This window comes from Myxosarcina sp. GI1, assembly GCF_000756305.1.
In the GTDB taxonomy this organism is placed as follows: Bacteria; Cyanobacteriota; Cyanobacteriia; order Cyanobacteriales; family Xenococcaceae; genus Myxosarcina.
The window spans coordinates 224,366-240,194 of record NZ_JRFE01000006.1 but is presented as its reverse complement, the minus strand read 5'-3'; the positions used below and the strand labels follow the sequence as shown (position 1 = coordinate 240,194).

At 39.9% G+C, this 15,829-nt stretch carries 17 protein-coding genes, 1 pseudogene and 1 riboswitch; of the genes and pseudogenes, 5 read left to right on the top strand and 13 right to left on the bottom strand.

The features are described 5' to 3' along the window. Nucleotides 1-61: 61 nt before the first annotated feature. Both KV40_RS02945 and KV40_RS02940 read left to right on the top strand, forming a co-directional pair. Nucleotides 62-835 carry a class II glutamine amidotransferase gene (locus KV40_RS02945; RefSeq protein ID WP_036477834.1) on the top strand — a complete coding sequence of 258 codons (774 nt, stop codon included), beginning with the start codon at nucleotides 62-64 and terminating at the stop codon, nucleotides 833-835. Between the two features lie 12 nt (nucleotides 836-847). Next, nucleotides 848-1,603, top strand: coding sequence for an SDR family oxidoreductase (locus tag KV40_RS02940; protein WP_036477832.1), 756 nt, complete (start codon nucleotides 848-850; stop codon nucleotides 1,601-1,603). Nucleotides 1,604-1,628: 25 nt separating this feature from the next. Here KV40_RS02940 and KV40_RS02935 read toward each other — a convergent pair whose 3' ends face one another. From KV40_RS02935 to KV40_RS02915, 6 genes and pseudogenes are all read right to left on the bottom strand, one after another. After that, complete coding sequence (locus KV40_RS02935) at nucleotides 1,629-2,750, bottom strand: carboxylate-amine ligase (RefSeq protein ID WP_036477830.1); 1,122 nt, start codon at nucleotides 2,748-2,750, stop codon at nucleotides 1,629-1,631. A gap of 109 nt (nucleotides 2,751-2,859) precedes the next feature. After that, nucleotides 2,860-4,377, bottom strand: a complete 1,518-nt coding sequence (locus KV40_RS02930) for an FAD-binding domain-containing protein (RefSeq protein ID WP_036477828.1) — start codon at nucleotides 4,375-4,377, stop codon at nucleotides 2,860-2,862. A 285-nt stretch (nucleotides 4,378-4,662) separates the two neighbouring features. Next, nucleotides 4,663-4,779, bottom strand: a pseudogene (locus tag KV40_RS37195) (DUF1232 domain-containing protein); the annotation flags it as partial. A 28-nt stretch (nucleotides 4,780-4,807) separates the two neighbouring features. Further along, entirely contained in the window at nucleotides 4,808-5,974 is a 1,167-nt protein-coding gene (devC, locus tag KV40_RS02925; RefSeq protein ID WP_036477825.1) for an ABC transporter permease DevC, read from the bottom strand. Then, complete coding sequence (locus tag KV40_RS02920) at nucleotides 5,967-6,641, bottom strand: hypothetical protein (protein WP_036477823.1); 675 nt, start codon at nucleotides 6,639-6,641, stop codon at nucleotides 5,967-5,969. Before KV40_RS02920 ends, devC begins: the two co-directional genes overlap by 8 nt. Nucleotides 6,642-6,672: 31 nt before the next feature. Continuing rightward, nucleotides 6,673-7,866: an ABC exporter membrane fusion protein gene (locus KV40_RS02915; protein WP_036477821.1), complete on the bottom strand. Its 1,194-nt coding sequence runs from the start codon at nucleotides 7,864-7,866 to the stop codon at nucleotides 6,673-6,675. Between the two features lie 156 nt (nucleotides 7,867-8,022). Between KV40_RS02915 and KV40_RS02910 the strand changes: the two genes are divergently transcribed. Next, nucleotides 8,023-8,649, top strand: a complete 627-nt coding sequence (locus KV40_RS02910; RefSeq protein ID WP_036477819.1) for a TetR/AcrR family transcriptional regulator — start codon at nucleotides 8,023-8,025, stop codon at nucleotides 8,647-8,649. An 83-nt stretch (nucleotides 8,650-8,732) separates the two neighbouring features. On the opposite strand, the gene KV40_RS02905 is transcribed toward KV40_RS02910, so the two are convergent. The 4 genes from KV40_RS02905 to KV40_RS31750 form a co-directional block, all read right to left on the bottom strand. Next, complete coding sequence (locus tag KV40_RS02905) at nucleotides 8,733-9,821, bottom strand: TIGR03032 family protein (protein WP_052055298.1); 1,089 nt, start codon at nucleotides 9,819-9,821, stop codon at nucleotides 8,733-8,735. A 188-nt stretch (nucleotides 9,822-10,009) separates the two neighbouring features. Beyond that, nucleotides 10,010-10,183: a DUF4278 domain-containing protein gene (locus KV40_RS35995; RefSeq protein ID WP_081942734.1), complete on the bottom strand. Its 174-nt coding sequence runs from the start codon at nucleotides 10,181-10,183 to the stop codon at nucleotides 10,010-10,012. Nucleotides 10,184-10,219: 36 nt separating this feature from the next. Beyond that, a riboswitch (Glutamine riboswitch) is annotated at nucleotides 10,220-10,289 on the bottom strand. Nucleotides 10,290-10,357: 68 nt separating this feature from the next. After that, nucleotides 10,358-10,900 carry a DUF937 domain-containing protein gene (locus KV40_RS02900; RefSeq protein ID WP_036477817.1) on the bottom strand — a complete coding sequence of 181 codons (543 nt, stop codon included), beginning with the start codon at nucleotides 10,898-10,900 and terminating at the stop codon, nucleotides 10,358-10,360. 86 nt (nucleotides 10,901-10,986) lie between these two features. Beyond that, nucleotides 10,987-11,517, bottom strand: coding sequence for a hypothetical protein (locus KV40_RS31750; RefSeq protein ID WP_052055297.1), 531 nt, complete (start codon nucleotides 11,515-11,517; stop codon nucleotides 10,987-10,989). 218 nt (nucleotides 11,518-11,735) lie between these two features. On the opposite strand from KV40_RS31750, the gene KV40_RS02890 reads away from it, so the two are divergent. Then, nucleotides 11,736-12,650, top strand: coding sequence for an ABC transporter permease (locus KV40_RS02890; RefSeq protein ID WP_036477814.1), 915 nt, complete (start codon nucleotides 11,736-11,738; stop codon nucleotides 12,648-12,650). 5 nt (nucleotides 12,651-12,655) lie between these two features. On the opposite strand, the gene KV40_RS02885 is transcribed toward KV40_RS02890, so the two are convergent. Beyond that, entirely contained in the window at nucleotides 12,656-13,006 is a 351-nt protein-coding gene (locus KV40_RS02885) for a 4a-hydroxytetrahydrobiopterin dehydratase (protein ID WP_036477812.1), read from the bottom strand. A gap of 154 nt (nucleotides 13,007-13,160) precedes the next feature. Here KV40_RS02885 and KV40_RS02880 point away from each other — a divergent pair, with 154 nt between their 5' ends. Further along, the gene (locus KV40_RS02880) at nucleotides 13,161-13,661 is read left to right on the top strand and encodes an SMI1/KNR4 family protein (RefSeq protein WP_036477810.1); all 501 of its coding nucleotides are present in this window, start codon (nucleotides 13,161-13,163) and stop codon (nucleotides 13,659-13,661) included. A gap of 34 nt (nucleotides 13,662-13,695) precedes the next feature. Here the strand turns inward: KV40_RS02880 and KV40_RS02875 are convergent, their stop codons facing one another. Further along, nucleotides 13,696-14,943, bottom strand: coding sequence for a DUF445 domain-containing protein (locus KV40_RS02875; protein WP_036477807.1), 1,248 nt, complete (start codon nucleotides 14,941-14,943; stop codon nucleotides 13,696-13,698). Nucleotides 14,944-14,976: 33 nt separating this feature from the next. Continuing rightward, nucleotides 14,977-15,669 carry a bifunctional demethylmenaquinone methyltransferase/2-methoxy-6-polyprenyl-1,4-benzoquinol methylase UbiE gene (gene ubiE, locus KV40_RS02870; protein WP_036477806.1) on the bottom strand — a complete coding sequence of 231 codons (693 nt, stop codon included), beginning with the start codon at nucleotides 15,667-15,669 and terminating at the stop codon, nucleotides 14,977-14,979. Between the last annotated feature and the right edge of the window lie 160 nt (nucleotides 15,670-15,829).

Below are 15,829 nucleotides of genomic sequence, written 5' to 3'. Positions count from 1 at the left end.
CCTAAAGGAAGTATTATGAGGCTTTAGCCATTAATATCTATAGTTGACAACGGCGAGCGCTATGTGCCAATTACTGGGAATGAACTGCAATGTCCCTACGGATATTTGCTTTTCTTTTGAAGGATTTTCTGCACGAGGAGGAAAAACTGACGACCATCGTGATGGTTGGGGTATTGCTTTCTTTGAAGGCAAAGGATGTCGGCTTTTTATCGATGCCAAACCCTCAATTAGTTCTCCAATCGCCGAAGTGGTAAGACACTACCCCATCCACTCTACCCATGTAATTGCCCATATTCGCAAAGCCACGCAAGGGGAAATTGCTCTGGAAAACTGCCACCCCTTTCGTCGGGAACTGTGGGGAAAGTATTGGGTATTTGCTCACAATGGAGATTTACCAGATTTTCACCCTCAATGTTTGGGGTTTTATCATGCTGTGGGGAAAACCGATAGTGAAAGAGCGTTTTGCTTAATACTAGAAACGTTAAGACAACGCTTTCCGTCAGGTCAGCCAAATCTAAAAGAACTATATTTAGCTCTACAGGAAATCACCGATCTAATTTCTACTTATGGTATTTTTAATTACTTACTATCTGAAGGAGAGCATTTTTTTGCTCACTGCTCAACCAAGCTTAGTTATATTGTACGGCAAGCACCGTTTGCTGCGGCACACTTAATTGACCAAGATGTAACTGTAGATTTCCAAGAATTGACTACTCCAAGCGATCGCGTTGCTGTTATCGCGACTACTCCCCTCACCGATAATGAAGTTTGGACGCAAATCCAATTCGGAGAACTGCTAGTATTTCAAGACGGTTTGCCCTTAAAATTTACATAGATAAGATCGAATATGGTATCGGAAAAAGATAAAATTCTGGTTGCAGGTGCTACGGGTGGTGTCGGACAGCTGGTAGTAGCAAAACTACTAACCAAAAACCTTCAGGTTCGAGCTTTGACTAGAACTAAAGCCAAAGCAGCATCAATGTTTGACAATAGAGTTGAGGCTGTAGAGGGAGATATTCGTTATCCCAATACTCTAGCTGAAGCTGTACGGGATATAAATTATATTATTTGCTGTACGGGAACTACTGCTTTTCCTTCTCTGCGTTGGGATTTTACCAATTTCTTTCAACCCTCTAATACTCCTGAAGCAGTAGATAGTAAAGGAGTAAAGAATCTAGTTGCTGCTGCACCGCCAGATTTAAAAAGATTAGTATTTGTCTCTTCGGCAGGGGTATTACGAAAAGATGAACTGCCCTACAATATTCTCAATGCCTTCGGGGTACTTGATGCTAAGTTGGCAGGAGAAAAAGCGATTGTCACTTCTGGTATTCCCTATACAATTATCAGACCAGCTAGATTAATTGATGGTCCTTATACTTCCTATGATTTAATTACACTGCTTCGGGCTAAAACCGATGGTAAGAAAGGAGTAAAAATAGAATCAGGAGATTGCTTTGGCGGCGAAACCAGTCGTATCGACGTAGCTAATGCTTGCGTAGAATCATTATTTTCTGACAGTACGATCGATAAAGATTTTTCAATTGTCAACGATGGGGAAAGACCTAAAAATATTGATTGGTTGCAACTTTTCTCGCGATTGTAAGTATTAATTTTTTAGTGCGATATTCTTAAATAAATTCAACCTCTACTCCCTGCGCCGTTTGCTCAATTAAATAATCTACTACAGCAGTAAAATTGTTTGCTTGTTGATATACTTCATATTGCCGTCGAGCGCCATTACCTCGTTCTAAAGTACGCTGCACTAACGAGGACAAGGTCAGCCAATCTCCTAATTGTTCTAATGCAGGACGCAGGTAGTTTAGAAAACTAGTGGTTAATTCTACACCAGAAACCGAACGCGATCTTCCAACCTCAATTAAATTTCCGCTCAAACCGTAACGTGCTGCTTGCCAACGAGCTATTTGCAATAATTGATATTTTGGGGGGACAAAAGCAATGCCCTGTTTAATTTCGTTGTAGCAAGTCCGTACGAGTCCTCTAACTAATCCAGCCTGCATCAAAGCTTCGTCAATTGTCAAACAAACGTCGGCAACGCGAAACTCAATCGTGGGAAACGTTTCTGACAGACGCACATCCCAGTAAATTTTAGTGGGATCGTCGATCGCACTTGCCGTAATGATTTCTGCGATCGTCGCTTGATAGTCTTCGTAATCCTTAAAAAATAATGTTGGACCTGTTTGAGGCAGACGCGACCAGATTTCAGTTCGGTAGCTAGCATATCCCGTGACTTGACCCAACCAAAAAGGGGAGTTGGCAGAAAGAGCTAAAAGAACAGCTAGCCAATTCTGAACGCGGTTAAGTACAGCAACCGCCATTTCTTTATCTTCTAAACCAACATGAACATGACAACCAAATATAACTAGCTCTCGCACTATTTGCTGAAAATCTTCTTCTAAGCTTTGATAGCGTTGTTTGGAGGTAATAGGCTGCTTCCAGCTTGAGAAAGGATGAGTACCTGCGGCAACAATCTTTTTGCCATCTTTAGCTGCAGCTTCAATTACTGCGCGACGCGATCGCACTAACTGAGCGCGAACCTCTTCTAAACTATGACAAACTTCAGTAGCAATCTCAATTTGAGAGCGATGAATTTCTGACTGTACTGTATCTTCACTTAATCTCTGTCGAGCAAGGGGAAGAATTTTTCCCGAGCTTGCGGCTAACTCTCTAGTTTGCGGCTCGACAATTTGATATTCTTCTTCGACACCTAAAGTAAATTCTGGTAGACTCATTCAAGTTTCGGAATTTCTTTAGTTATATCTTATCGATGAAGTAATCTAACCGACTATTTTTCTAATCCTTATTTTCTTATTAGAAATGTTGGAAAAAAGAGTAGCCAACTTATTTCAAATTTCGATACTGTCGGTCTTTAGTCGTAAAGTACTTCTCTACGGTCTTTTTAGCACCTAATGCACTTTCGTATTCTTCTCCTCCTTCTTTTTCTAAGCGTTCCCTAACCTTGGCTCTTATCTGAGAAACTACCTTACCGTTGGTCAAACGAGTTTGCTTCCAATCTAGAATTGGTTGAGGGTAGCTATTATTGTATTTTCTAGTCAACAGTTGCTCCATACTGTGACCTCGCAGTTCTGGTAGCCAGTGGCGCACGAACTGTAACTCTGGATCTTTCTCCTGTAAATTTTTAGTTGGATTATAGATTCTAAAAGTCTTACTCATGGGGTTAGTAATTCCCGACTGCATTTGCCATTGCCAATGATTAATAGCAATGTCGCCATCAACTAGACGGGACATAAAGTAACGCGCCCCGTGATGCCAGGAAACACCACAGTTTATAGTTAAAAATGTCGCACACATCGAGCGCATCCGAAAATTCATCCAGCCCATTCGATTTAGCTGACGCATTGAAGCATCGACCAGTGGAAAACCAGTTTGTCCTTTGCACCAAGCCAGAAATAACTTTTGTTTCTCGACCCCTAGTTCTTCGGGAGAATACCAGTCGTCAAACTCTGAGTAGCGATTTTGTACTACCAGTTGGGGATGGAAATACAGTCTTTGGGTAAATTTATCATGCCAGCGTAGGCGATCTAAAAAGGCTGAAAGCGCAAAGGCGTTTTTTGATTTGGGTAATAGTTTCTGTAGTAATTTTGATGCTTCTTGATATACTGTTCGAGTTGAAATTGTACCGAAAACTAAATGGGGCGAAAGATGAGAAGAAGCCCCTCGTTGAGCTAGCCAGGGACGAGACATTCGCCAGTGATAGCCACGATATCTATAGCCTAAAAAATCCCGAAGCGTTTTATCTGCTTCATTTTCACTGCCGACAAAGTAATGCAACTTCTGGGCTTCCCAATAATGGCAATATTTCTGCTGGAGTTCGTCCCACTCTATTTGTCCTAAAGTGAGTTGGGGAGTATTAATCTTTTTGGGTCGGGGATGAAGCGATCGCTCCTGATAATCGTGATAATTTTGCCAGTAAGTTTCGTAGCATTCCTCATTTTGAAGGAAATGATTTTTACCAATATGCGTTTCTAAGTTATGCTGCCGATAAAAATCAAGTATCTGAAGGTCGCGATCGATACCATATTGTACTTGTACATCTTGGTTGAAGTAAAGCTTTGGCTGTTTGCCTAATGCCAAGAGCGATCGCGTAATAGCTCGAATAATGGCAACCGATTCGCCTTCAAAGAAATACAGTTTGCTACCTAGTTTTCTTAAGTTAACATCTAAATTGGTTAGAGACTCGAATAAGAATCGTACTCTTGCCTTTCCTGTTTCTGGTTGTTGATAGAACCAGGGGTCGATAATAAAGCAGGGCAAAACTTCTTGCTGGTTCTTACAAGCTTCGGCAACAATTTCATTATCGCTTAAACGTAGGTCGCGACGAAACCAAATTATCTGCATTCAGACTATGCTATTGGTACCTTAAAACTACTCAATCGATTATAGTACAAAAATATTATATAGTTGATGATTCTTACTCAAAAATAGGTACAGCGTTAGGAAAGCTGCTTTAGGTCTGGCATTCGTGAATGCTCTAAACAATTCATCAGCCTAGTTCGATATTCCTGTTGAGTACTTGCCGATCTGTTCGATCGCCAGCGGCATCGGCAGATTTTTCAAAACGATTGATTAATCGGTAATCTTAGAGTGAGATGTCTGAAATAGGGCTGTTTATTGTTTTTGAATCTATCCATATTGTTCAAATGCAACGTAAGCTCTAACAGTAAATAGCGTGGTGCTGAGAACACTAGCATCATCAGTAAAACCCAAACCAGCTATCGCATCAGGAATAGCATCAACAGGTAATAAGAGCTAATTCCTAAAGTAAATATTAAAAAATATCCGCAGGATCGGCTGCCTGAAGTTTGCGAGTAGCGATCGCACCAGAAACGCTACACATTACAATAGTTATAATTAAGACGGTAACTGCTCTCGATACGGGTAAGACAATTGGTAAAGCCGTTGCCATTGCCGTAAGGTGGTACAAGCCAGCAGCGATCGCCACACTAGGTACAAAGCCAATAATCGAGAGAATTAAAGCTTCTTCAAACACTACGCCAAGTAAATAGATGTTGCGGTAGCCCATAGCTTTAAAGGTGGCGTATTCTGCCATGTGATCGTTGACATCGGTAGAAAGCACCTGATAGACGATGACGATACCGACGATAAAACCCATCAGCGTACCCAAAGTAAACACAAAGCCAATAGCAGTGCTAGCTTGAATATAAGCTAGTTCTGAATCGACGTATTCTTGGTAGGTGTAGGCTTTGACATCTTCAGTAAGGTAGGCATTTAAAGCCGCTCTCACAGCTTCGAGGTTGCGCCCTGGTGCTAGCTTGACCACTCCCAAACTGACCGTTCCTGGTTCTTTTCTAGGAAACAGGCGCATAAAGTTTTGCGTGCTGGTAATCAATGCGCCGTCGTCTTGGAAAGATGCCCCAACTTGAAATAAGCCATCGATAGTTACAGTAGTGCGATCGATTTCGGTAGTAATAGTTTTACCTGCTTCTATTTGGCTAATAACTTCATCGTATTCTCCTCTAGAAGCTTTATCAAATAGTACGGTGTCGGGGATTTTTACTTTATCTAATTGACTATTAACCTCTGGTAGATCGAAGGCTGGTTGTTCTGGATCGAACCCAATTACCGTCATCGAAGTTTTCTCGCGGTTTTGAGGATTGCGCCAGCTAAGAGAACCAATATAAACTGGTTCGGCAGATTCTACTCCTGGTATATCCATCGCCTGATAGAGTCGTCGGCGAGGAAAAGTGTATGGTCTAGTAAAATTAGTCGCTTGGGTACTTGTTAAAATGATATCGCCGTCAATTTTTCGTGCATACTGAGTATTAGTGGTATACAGAGCATTCATAAAGCCCAACTGCATAAAGATCAGAATATCTGCAAAAGCTATTCCTGATAGTGCGGTTAGTAATCTGAATTTGTCGTGTTTGAGTTGCAGCCATCCCAAGGGTGTACGGTTTTTTAGTGCTTTAAACATTTGAATTAATTGATAATTCGATCTGATTTATTTCGGCTTGTAAATTTTTTCTGGCTTGTAACTCTAACCGTTGATAAAAATAATCGGTGTAATAAATTCTTTCTCTTGCCAAAAATTGCTTTAATATTTTCTTTCTTCCTTGATAATAATCGCGATCGCTCAAGTGAAAATATTCTTGTCTAATTGCTTGAGAATATTGTAGATATTTATCGCCTGTAGTTCCTAAAATTGCTAAATCGGCATCTAAAAAAATTAAGTTATCAATTTCTTCAAGTAATGGTTGATGATTTATGGTACTTAAAATAATTTGTGCGACCGCTTTGATTATTTCAGCATCAATATTTAATTGCTTGAGAACTTTTGTGGCATAAACTGCACTGTCAATCTCATTATATTGAGCTTGAGGACTATAAATATAGTCATGAAACCAAGCAGAAAACTTTAAGACATTTAAGCTATTAGAAATGTTTTTAACTTGTTCTATTGAATTTAGGATTTCTCGTATATGTTCTAGGTTGTGATAGCTTCTTACAGGATCGCAATAACTATGAATTAACGCGACAAAAATCTTATTTCCTAATTCTATATCTGCCGATGATTCCTGTAATAAATCAAACCAACTTGCTTTAAGTTCCTGAATTGAATAATTATGACTATTTACGCGCATGATATATATTTTTTTAAAATAGCGATCGCGATTAAAGAGAAATTTTTACATTAACCAACAAATTAGTTAATCCCGCTACTTTTTGGCTGGATTCTTTATCTAGCTTGACTCTTACTTCTACGACTTTGGCATCGATGTTAGCGGTAGGATCGGTGTTAACTACTTCTTGTCTTTCTACTTCTAAACCGATACGTTCTACCGTTCCTGTTAGTTTTCCCGATATGGCACTGCTGGTAACGATGGCTTGTTGTGCTAATTGCACCTTACCAATATCGCTTTCGTAGACTTCTGCTACGGCATACATTTGGTCGATTTGCCCGATTCTAGCGATACCTTCGTTGCTAGAAACTACTTCACCAGGGCGAGTGAGGATTTTAATTACCGTTCCTGCTTGGGGCGATTTGATATATGCCCGATCTAATTCTGCTTGTGCTGTTGCTACCGCAGCCTGGGCTTCTCTAACTTCGGCTGCGGCTACGTCTATATCTACTGGACGTACTTCGGCTATGCGATCTAAGGTGGCTTGAGCTTCTAAAATTTGTTCGCGTTGGGAAGTTTGTATGCGTTGCAGGTTAGCTTTAGCTTCTTCTAAGCGTCTTTGTGCCGTATTAAAAGCAAGCTCTTTACTATCTCGTTCGGAGGCTGAAATTGCACCTTCATCAAACAATTGCTGATAGCGACCATATTCTACTTTGCTGTTTTGTAGTTCTGCTTCTAGTCTAGCTATAGTTGCTTCCTGTGCGGCAATGTCGTTACTGCGTTCGGCTTGAATGCGAGCAATAGTTGCTTTTTGAGCGTTAATTTCTCCTGTCTTTGCCCCTGCTTTTATCTGTGCTAAATTTGCTTCGGCTACACCTACTCGTTCTTTTGCTTGTTTTAAAGCGGCAGCAAGGCGATCGCGACTGTCTAAAATAGCAATAGTTTGTCCTTTAGTAATTTTATTTCCTTCTTTGACTAGCAATTCCTCTACTCGATTACCCTCAGAAGCAGAAGGTGCTGAAATCTGGATTATTTCGCCACTAGGTTCTAGTCTTCCCAATGCGGTTACGGTTGTAATTTTCGGAGTAACTGTTTCTGGTGCTGGTTCTGATTGAGACGTAGAAAATTGACGCAGGGCATAAACTGTGGTTCCTGCCATTAGCAAAACTATGCCAATTATTAAGGCAGAAGGTTTTTTAAACAAAGGTTTGACTATCTTAGCTCGGTCGCTGCTTATGTGGTTCATGTCTATCTAGTTCGCTTACGACTAAACCGTTTAGTTCAGTTAATACTATAATAAGACTAAACCGACTAGTTCAGCAACATTTATATTAAGCTAAAAAAGCTAAGACTCGTGTACAACCATAAATTAAGAAACGCGATCGCTTATCAAAGAAAAAACATGAGAAAAACTAAGACGGTCGATACAGCCAGTTCCAAATCGCAAGAGAAAACCGCAGCCATTTTAAAAGGGGCGATGCAAGAGTTTCTCAAGCATGGTTATGCCGCTACTAGTATGGACAAGGTAGCTAAAGCCGCAGGAGTTTCTAAAGCTACTGTTTACAGTCACTTTGGCGATAAAGAAGGATTATTTAATGCAGTAATGCACGACTTAGCCCAAGATAAATTTAATACGGCAATGGGTTTACACGAACCTCAATCCCTAAATAAAAACCCCAAAATAGTCTTGTCTGAAATGGCGACCAAGATGTTAGAAAATGCCAAAAGCGATCGCGCCTTTCAAGATTTTATTCGGATTGTTATTGGCGAGTCAGGACGGTTTCCAGAACTAGCTAAATCTTACGTCAACAACCTTGCCAAACCAGCTATTGAAACTCTAACTAAGTACTTCAAATCCCATCCCGAACTAAAGCTTGAAGATCCAGAAGCCACCGTTAGAGTGATGATGGGTACGATGATTTACTATGTAATGCTGCAAGAAATGCTGCATGGTAAAGATATCGTGCCATTGGCAAGCGATCGCGTGATTGATACTTTGACAGATCTAATTACAGGCGATCGCTCTTAAATATAAATTCGGACAACTAAACAATCGGCTTGAAAGTAGCAAGTAGCAAGTGAATTTGCTCGACGATAATGCGTGCAAAAAGTCTAATCTTTAATCGTAATCACGCGGCGAATTTCATCAGATTTTAAACCAATTGCCATTGGTCGTCTAACTCCAGGCAGTACGGCTACGTCATATAATTCTCTAACTACACCTTCAATTCGCAACCAGTGAACGATATCACCACTACGCAGATCGATTACCATCAGTCCGCAACGGGGTTCTACTAGTTGTTCTTGCAGTTTCTCATCTAATGCCAAACCTGAAAAAGTTTTATTTTCTCTAGATTTAGAAAGTCCAACTACTGCATAGTCGCCATAAAAAGCACAGCCTCTAAGATACCCAGGACAAAAAGTAACGGGTTCAAAAACTCCGCGTTTGAGATCGACATAGCCAAACTGTCCCGTACCAGAATTTAACAGCCACAGTTTGCCACGATAGTAGCGTGGGGAGTGAGGCATAGACAAACCTTCGGTAACTATGTCTTGAGTTTTAACGTCGATAACACAACCGCCATCCTGACGGCGATCGCGCCAGCCATCGGTAATATCGGTTTGACCGACTGAGGTAACGAAACCTGGTTCGCCATCTCTGAGGGCAACGCCGTTGAGATGACAGCGATCTTCTGCTGCTAGCTTGGTAATGTAAGGAGGTTGCCACAAAGGTTGAAAACTGTGAGTAGTGCTAATAGTTGACAAGCAGCTAAATAAAGTGTTAGCAAAAATCAGCTTGTCTGACTTGTCTACAATTAAATCGTGTACGTCTAAATCGCCTGTGACATAGCTAACTTGGGGAACGTACAGGCGATCGTAGCCTTGATAGGTTTGTCCTGGTTCGAGAGCATTTTGAAACCGCCAGATTTGATACAGAGAACTAAGATATAAAGTATCGCCAGAGATCCATAAACCCATGCAGCGATCGAAGGTGCGTTCAAAAATAGAGAGTTTGCCGTTAGGCTGCAAACCAATAAAAAAGATTTTGCCTGCTTGATAAGTGGTAAAAGCCAGACTTAAATTTTGTTCTCTCAGCCAATCAGTAAACTGGCGTGAAGTAGATATTTCTAGGGAAGGGGGATTTTGGCTGTGGCGATCGCCTGCTGGCTGGGCATTATCGAATTTACTAGCTTTAACCATCAATTTTATTGCAAATACAAGTCGGCTCGTATTTTAATTATCGGTAGTTGCTCTAATTTCTCTACAACTGGCAAAATAACTTTAACATAACGTTAGCTTTTAATAACTGGTAAATTTACTTTCTATAAAGTAAAGCGATCGCTCTCAAGAGCGATCGCTTCATAGTTCATTAGCAGTTAAATTTTAACTTAGCAATAATCTACTCCACGATAGGTTAGGTGCGACTTATTTCGACCGACGGCAATAGATTTAATATCCCGTGAGTGCCATTCAACACCCCTGTATTTTCCTTGCGCTTCGTAATTGTCAATTGCGGTTTGAGATTTACGGTCGTAGTTGATTCCACGATATAAAAGTTGCATGGTTTCGCCTCCAAAAGGTGCTTGTAGTGATAGTGAGGCGCGTTCCTTCAGGAGAAATTCCCTACTTCCGTCTCTTAGACTATAAAATCCAAAAGAGATGAACGTTTTAGTTTCTGTATTTATTGTTACAAATATATATCGTTTTGTCAAGATCTAACTACATAACTACTCAGCCTAACGCCCTAAAAAACGAGAAGACATCATCATGGCATCTGCCACATCTACATCCCCATCGCCATCTGCATCTAAAAAGCGATCGACAACAGAATTATTCTGAGTGACTGCATTTGACATACCTCGAGCAGCAGATTTACTATTTCCCGTTTTGAGCAAATTCAGCACCATCGGCACTAAAATAGGCAACAGCATTTGAATCGTGCGAGCGTCAAGTCCAGTTCGACTGCTAATTTGCTGAGTCATTTGCTGTAGCTGAGGCGTACCAAACAACATTGACAGTACCTGAGAATTAGCTTGATTGCCACCATAGCGATTGACAATTTGATTTACTTCACCCATACCGTTGCGATCGCGCTTTTGTTTTAAAGCCGAGCGGGTAAAGTTACCGACAATTGACATTGCGGACTGAATGTTAGAAGAATTGGTATTGTAGTTACCGCCCAACTGTTGTACGGTATCGAGAATGCTACCCAATTGATTAGAGCTTGCTTCTCTTTCGGGACTATTAACTGCATCTAAAATTTGATTAAATAAACTCATTATTAATCTTACCTAAGCGCGACAATTAAATAAAATTAATAACACAGATCGATCTATCGTCAATCTATCGATCTATTAATCTTAATTTACTGTTGGAGATCTGAAGGAGACAATCTCAAGCTATCTTTGCCCAATCTTTCCAAATCAATTTCCCATTTAGGAGGATTAGTTACAGAGTTATATTTATAAGTTGCCAAACGCTGTTTTTGAGTACTAAAAATGTTTAGACTATAGCCGTAGTTTCGTGCCGTACTACCAAATTGATTGACAAAACTATAGCGTCCCAAATAGTCCATCAGTGTCCACAAACGCAAATTGACTATTAAACTGATTTCTTTTACCTGTGATTGTGATGACCAGCTTTCTACTAATCTTCCTTCAAACGGATCGAATTGTTCTATTACCCACCAAAAATTTGGCTGGGGAGATTTTTTTTGGCGACTGCTAGCGGCTCTTCTAGGGATTGGGTTCTGAGCCACAGTTGGATTCAATTTTACTAATGTATCTCGATCGGCAATAGCAGTTTCACAATTAAAACAACGAGCTAAAGCAATATTAATATTAGATAAACATAAGCAATTAGCAATTAATAATATTTTTGCAGTTTTACTAATCATAATTAAAAATACTGTTTTATTTATAAAGCTTAAAACTTATGCAGATTTTAAATAAAAAATATCAATTTTGCTTATAAAAAAAATAATATTAAAACTAAATTTTAAAAATTATATTCTTTTAATTATAATTAATAATTAGCAATTTGAGAAGAGAACCTCAATACAGTCGCAACTAATTAACAAGCCAGTATTCAGTATTATTTTTGTAACTTATAAATATGAGCTTTGTCAACTACGGTGCGAGCGACGCGAGAACGACAAAATCTAGTAATTTATGGCAAAATGCTTGGCGAAAATTCAAGCGCGATCGCACGGCAGTTTTAGGAACGGTAGTAATTTTAGTAATTGTTGCAGCAGTTATTTTTGCTCCCTTAATTTATACCGTTTCTATTAACAAAATTGACTTTGCTAATTCTGCGGCACCTCCTAGTTGGCAACACCCTTTTGGCACTAACGCTTTGGGACAAGATCAGCTTGCCAGAATCTTGCAGGGAGGCAGGATTTCTCTGTCTGTAGGTATTGCTGCAATGGTAGTTTCCATAATTTTAGGAACTATTGTAGGAGCAATTGCGGGTTTTTACGGGGGAATTATCGACGGTATTTTAATGCGCTTGACCGATTTGTTTTTAGCCTTGCCTCAGCTACCTTTATTGTTATTAATCGTCTATTTATTTCGCGATTCATTAAGAGCGATCGCAGGTGCAGAACTAGGAATTTTTGTGTTAATTGTCTTGTTAATTGGCGGTTTAAACTGGATGTCTGTAGCGCGGTTAGTTAGAGCCAATTTTTTAAAGCTAAAAGAAATGGAGTTTGTCAGCGCGGCGAGGGCAGTAGGTGCCAAACCTAGCAGAATCATTTGGACGCATCTTTTCCCCAATGTACTCGGCGTAATTATCGTCGCAGCGACTTTGGCAGTAGGCAATGCCATTCTCACCGAATCAACCTTGAGTTTTTTGGGTTTGGGTTTTCCCCCCGACGTACCGACGTGGGGGCGAATGTTATTCGATGCTAAAGATTATCTCACCACTGCCCCCCACATGGCACTATTTCCTGGTTTGGCAATTTTTTTAACGGTTTTGAGTATCAACTATATTGGTGATGGACTCCGAGATGCACTCGATCCTAAAACCTAAAGCGATTATTTAACCGATTTGGCTAAATCGTCACTTTTTGCTGCCATAATAAAATCATTTTTATGCAGTCCTGAAATTGCATGAGTCCACCATGTTACCTTCACCTTACCCCATTCTGTAACTAGTACGGGATGGTGTCCTTCTGCTTCTGCGGCTTCACCTACAGACTGAGTAAAAGCAAGGGCGGTTTTAAAATCAGAAAATTTATAGACTCGTTCCAAGTGAAACTCATCATCTTCTTTAATTACATCCCATTCAGGAACTTGGGGTTTCATTGAGTTGATTTCTTCTTTACTCAATGGGGGCAAATCTCCACTACAGGGAACGCATTTTCCTTGAGATAGATCTTCTGCCATGTTTCTTTCTCCTATTGCAAGCTACATATTTACCTTACAACAGATAGAAAAGCGATCGACTTTTTGTGAATTTAGCCGAACAAGCGATCGCAACACTACATTATATTAGGCGATCGCTCTTAATTTAATCAAAATAAATAACAAGTAATTTATCATGAACAAATATCAAGAAAAAATGAACAGCTTTCATTACTATTTTGTTGAGGATGAATATGAGTTACCTACGCAACAAGATATAAAGCAACTGGAAGAAGAATTAAATTTTCAATTACCTGATGATTATAAAGTTTTTTTGGCAAATTACAGTTTGACAGCTTGTGATGGATATCTTCTTTTTCCATTTAAAAAAAATTACCCATACGATGATAAAGGAGTATTATCTGTTTTTTTCGGTATTCTTTCTAATGATAGTTACAATCTATTCAACAACTATCAAAATTATCAAGGAAGAATAAAGCCCGATCTTCTTCCTATTGCTACCGATCCAGGTGGTAATCTGATAGCGATTTCGCTCAGTACGGGAGCAATTTATTTCTGGGATCGTGAGGATGAAGTTGTTGTAGAGCCAGGTGAAGAGATTGACAGTTCAAATTTATATTTAGTTGCTGATTCTTTTGATGAATTTATGAATTCTTTAGAAATGGAACCAGTTTAGGATAATAGTTATAGTAGTTTTAAAATAGTCAAACTCAATTAAAGAATAATAATACTGTTTGAAACAAACCGACAACAAAACCAAGTAAACCACCCAGATTGACAATTGCCTGTAGTTCGTTTTTAACGATGCCTTGAACGGCTGTTTCTAAATCTTCTGGCGAAGTTGCGGCAACCCTTTCGGAGATTACTTTGTCGATCGCCAAAATAGGAATTGCTTGAGCGACTAATTTTTCTAAATCTTCTTCTAAATAGCGTTCTAAAACTAATGCTAGTTCGAGACTAATTACTTCCAAAGATTCATTTACTGTAGGAGAAGAACGCAAACGATTGAGAATCAAGACGGCAATATGCTCCCAGTCTACAGACTCGCCGAGATTTTGCAGTAAATCCGCGCCTCGCTCTTGTAGATAAGTACGCACTGCATCGCGGACGGTTTTGCGTAACTGTCTGACGGTAGAAACAGGCAAATTTTGTAGGGATAATTCCTGTAACCAGACTTTAAGGCGATCGCGTATTTGTAATGATAAAATTAATTCTTTTAATCTGGCGTTAGTTACTTCTTTTTCATCGAGACAAAACGATCGCAAGCGGATCAAACTATTACGCACGCCAAATAAGTTGGCTACCACCCAATAAGTACCGCTAGTTTTTTCGCGAAAGCCTTCATCAATAATTTGAATGTTGCGATCGGTTAGAAAATCGATAATTCCCCTCCGAATCAAATCGGCAGGAAGCACTACTTCTAAAATCCAGTCGGAAAACTTTCTTGCTTGGGGTTCTTTAAGTTGAAAATCTAACAAAATGCGATCGAAAATGCGATCGATCTGCGGTTCTAAAAAGTCTTCTTTTCTCGCCAAAACTTTGATCAAACGAGGTAAAGACTGGCTGAATAGATCGTGCAGAATATTACCTAAAACTTTAGCAGTTTTTTGTTGTTTATCCGATTCAAGCTGCTCTAAGGCTAACTTGAGCATCCATAAAATTGCCCCCTGAACTCGCTCTGTTTGCAATAGTCTTCTGGCTAATTTTTGTAATTCTCCTGGAGTGAGCAAAGAACCCATAATCGTATCGGCAACTTTGGTAGCCAAACGCTGTTGATTGCTAGGAATCAAACCTGGAGTAAAAGGTAACTTGCGTTTGCCGATGTAAATTGCCCGATAGGGACGAAACAGCATATTGATGGCTAGATCGTTGGTAAAATAGCCAATTACACTTCCTGCTATGGGAGGAACAAAATATATCCAGAGATCTGTTATTGTCAAACCCGTTAAATCCAGAATAAAAAGTTAGGCTGTCGAAAATAAATTCTCTGTTTATTTTACTAACACTAATATTCCCATAATGCCACCTATTAGAGGATAGTGGGTAGCTTTGGCAAAACCAACTTTAGTAGCTAGCTTTATTTGTTCTGTACCTGTGGGAAATCGTTCGATACTGGGATTGATATAGGCATATTCTTTGCTCATACCTAGATCTTTTGCTGTAGGTACGACGATATTTTGTAAATACCATTGTTGAAAGGCACGCATATAAGCCTGACTGGGAAGATGAAAATCGAGAATTGCCGCTTTTGCTTCTGGCTTGAGAACGCGATAGAGTTCTTTAAGACACAGGGGAATATCGGTTACGTTACGTAAGCCATAGCCAATAGTCGCACAGTCAAAATAATCAGCTTCAAAAGGCAGATCGAGCGCGTCACCCTGTATCCAGGTAACAGGAAGTCGGGGACAATAGTAAGCCTGTCGCTGTTTGGCGATCGCCAACTGTTCGCCAGCAAAATCAATACCAATCGCCCGTCCCGATTTACTCACCTGTTTTGCTAATTTTAGAGTCAAATCGCCGCTACCGCAGCAAATATCTAAAGCAGTATCCCCAGGGCTAGCCTCGCTCCATTTTACCGCCATTTGTTTCCAAATACGGTGCATTCCCAAACTTAGGCGATCGTTGAGGCGATCGTATACGGGGGCAATGCGATCGAACATTGCCTGAATTTGTGTTGCTTCCATCGACCTATTAACTACTGGTTATCAATTAACGATCGCATATTAGCGACAAGCGAGTCAAGATTATTGTTTAATACGTGGTGGATTTTGGTAAGTGTCTAAAGCCAAAAAAACCTTACCAAAATTACTGGTACGCTCTGCGTGCAGAATTAAAAAGCGATTA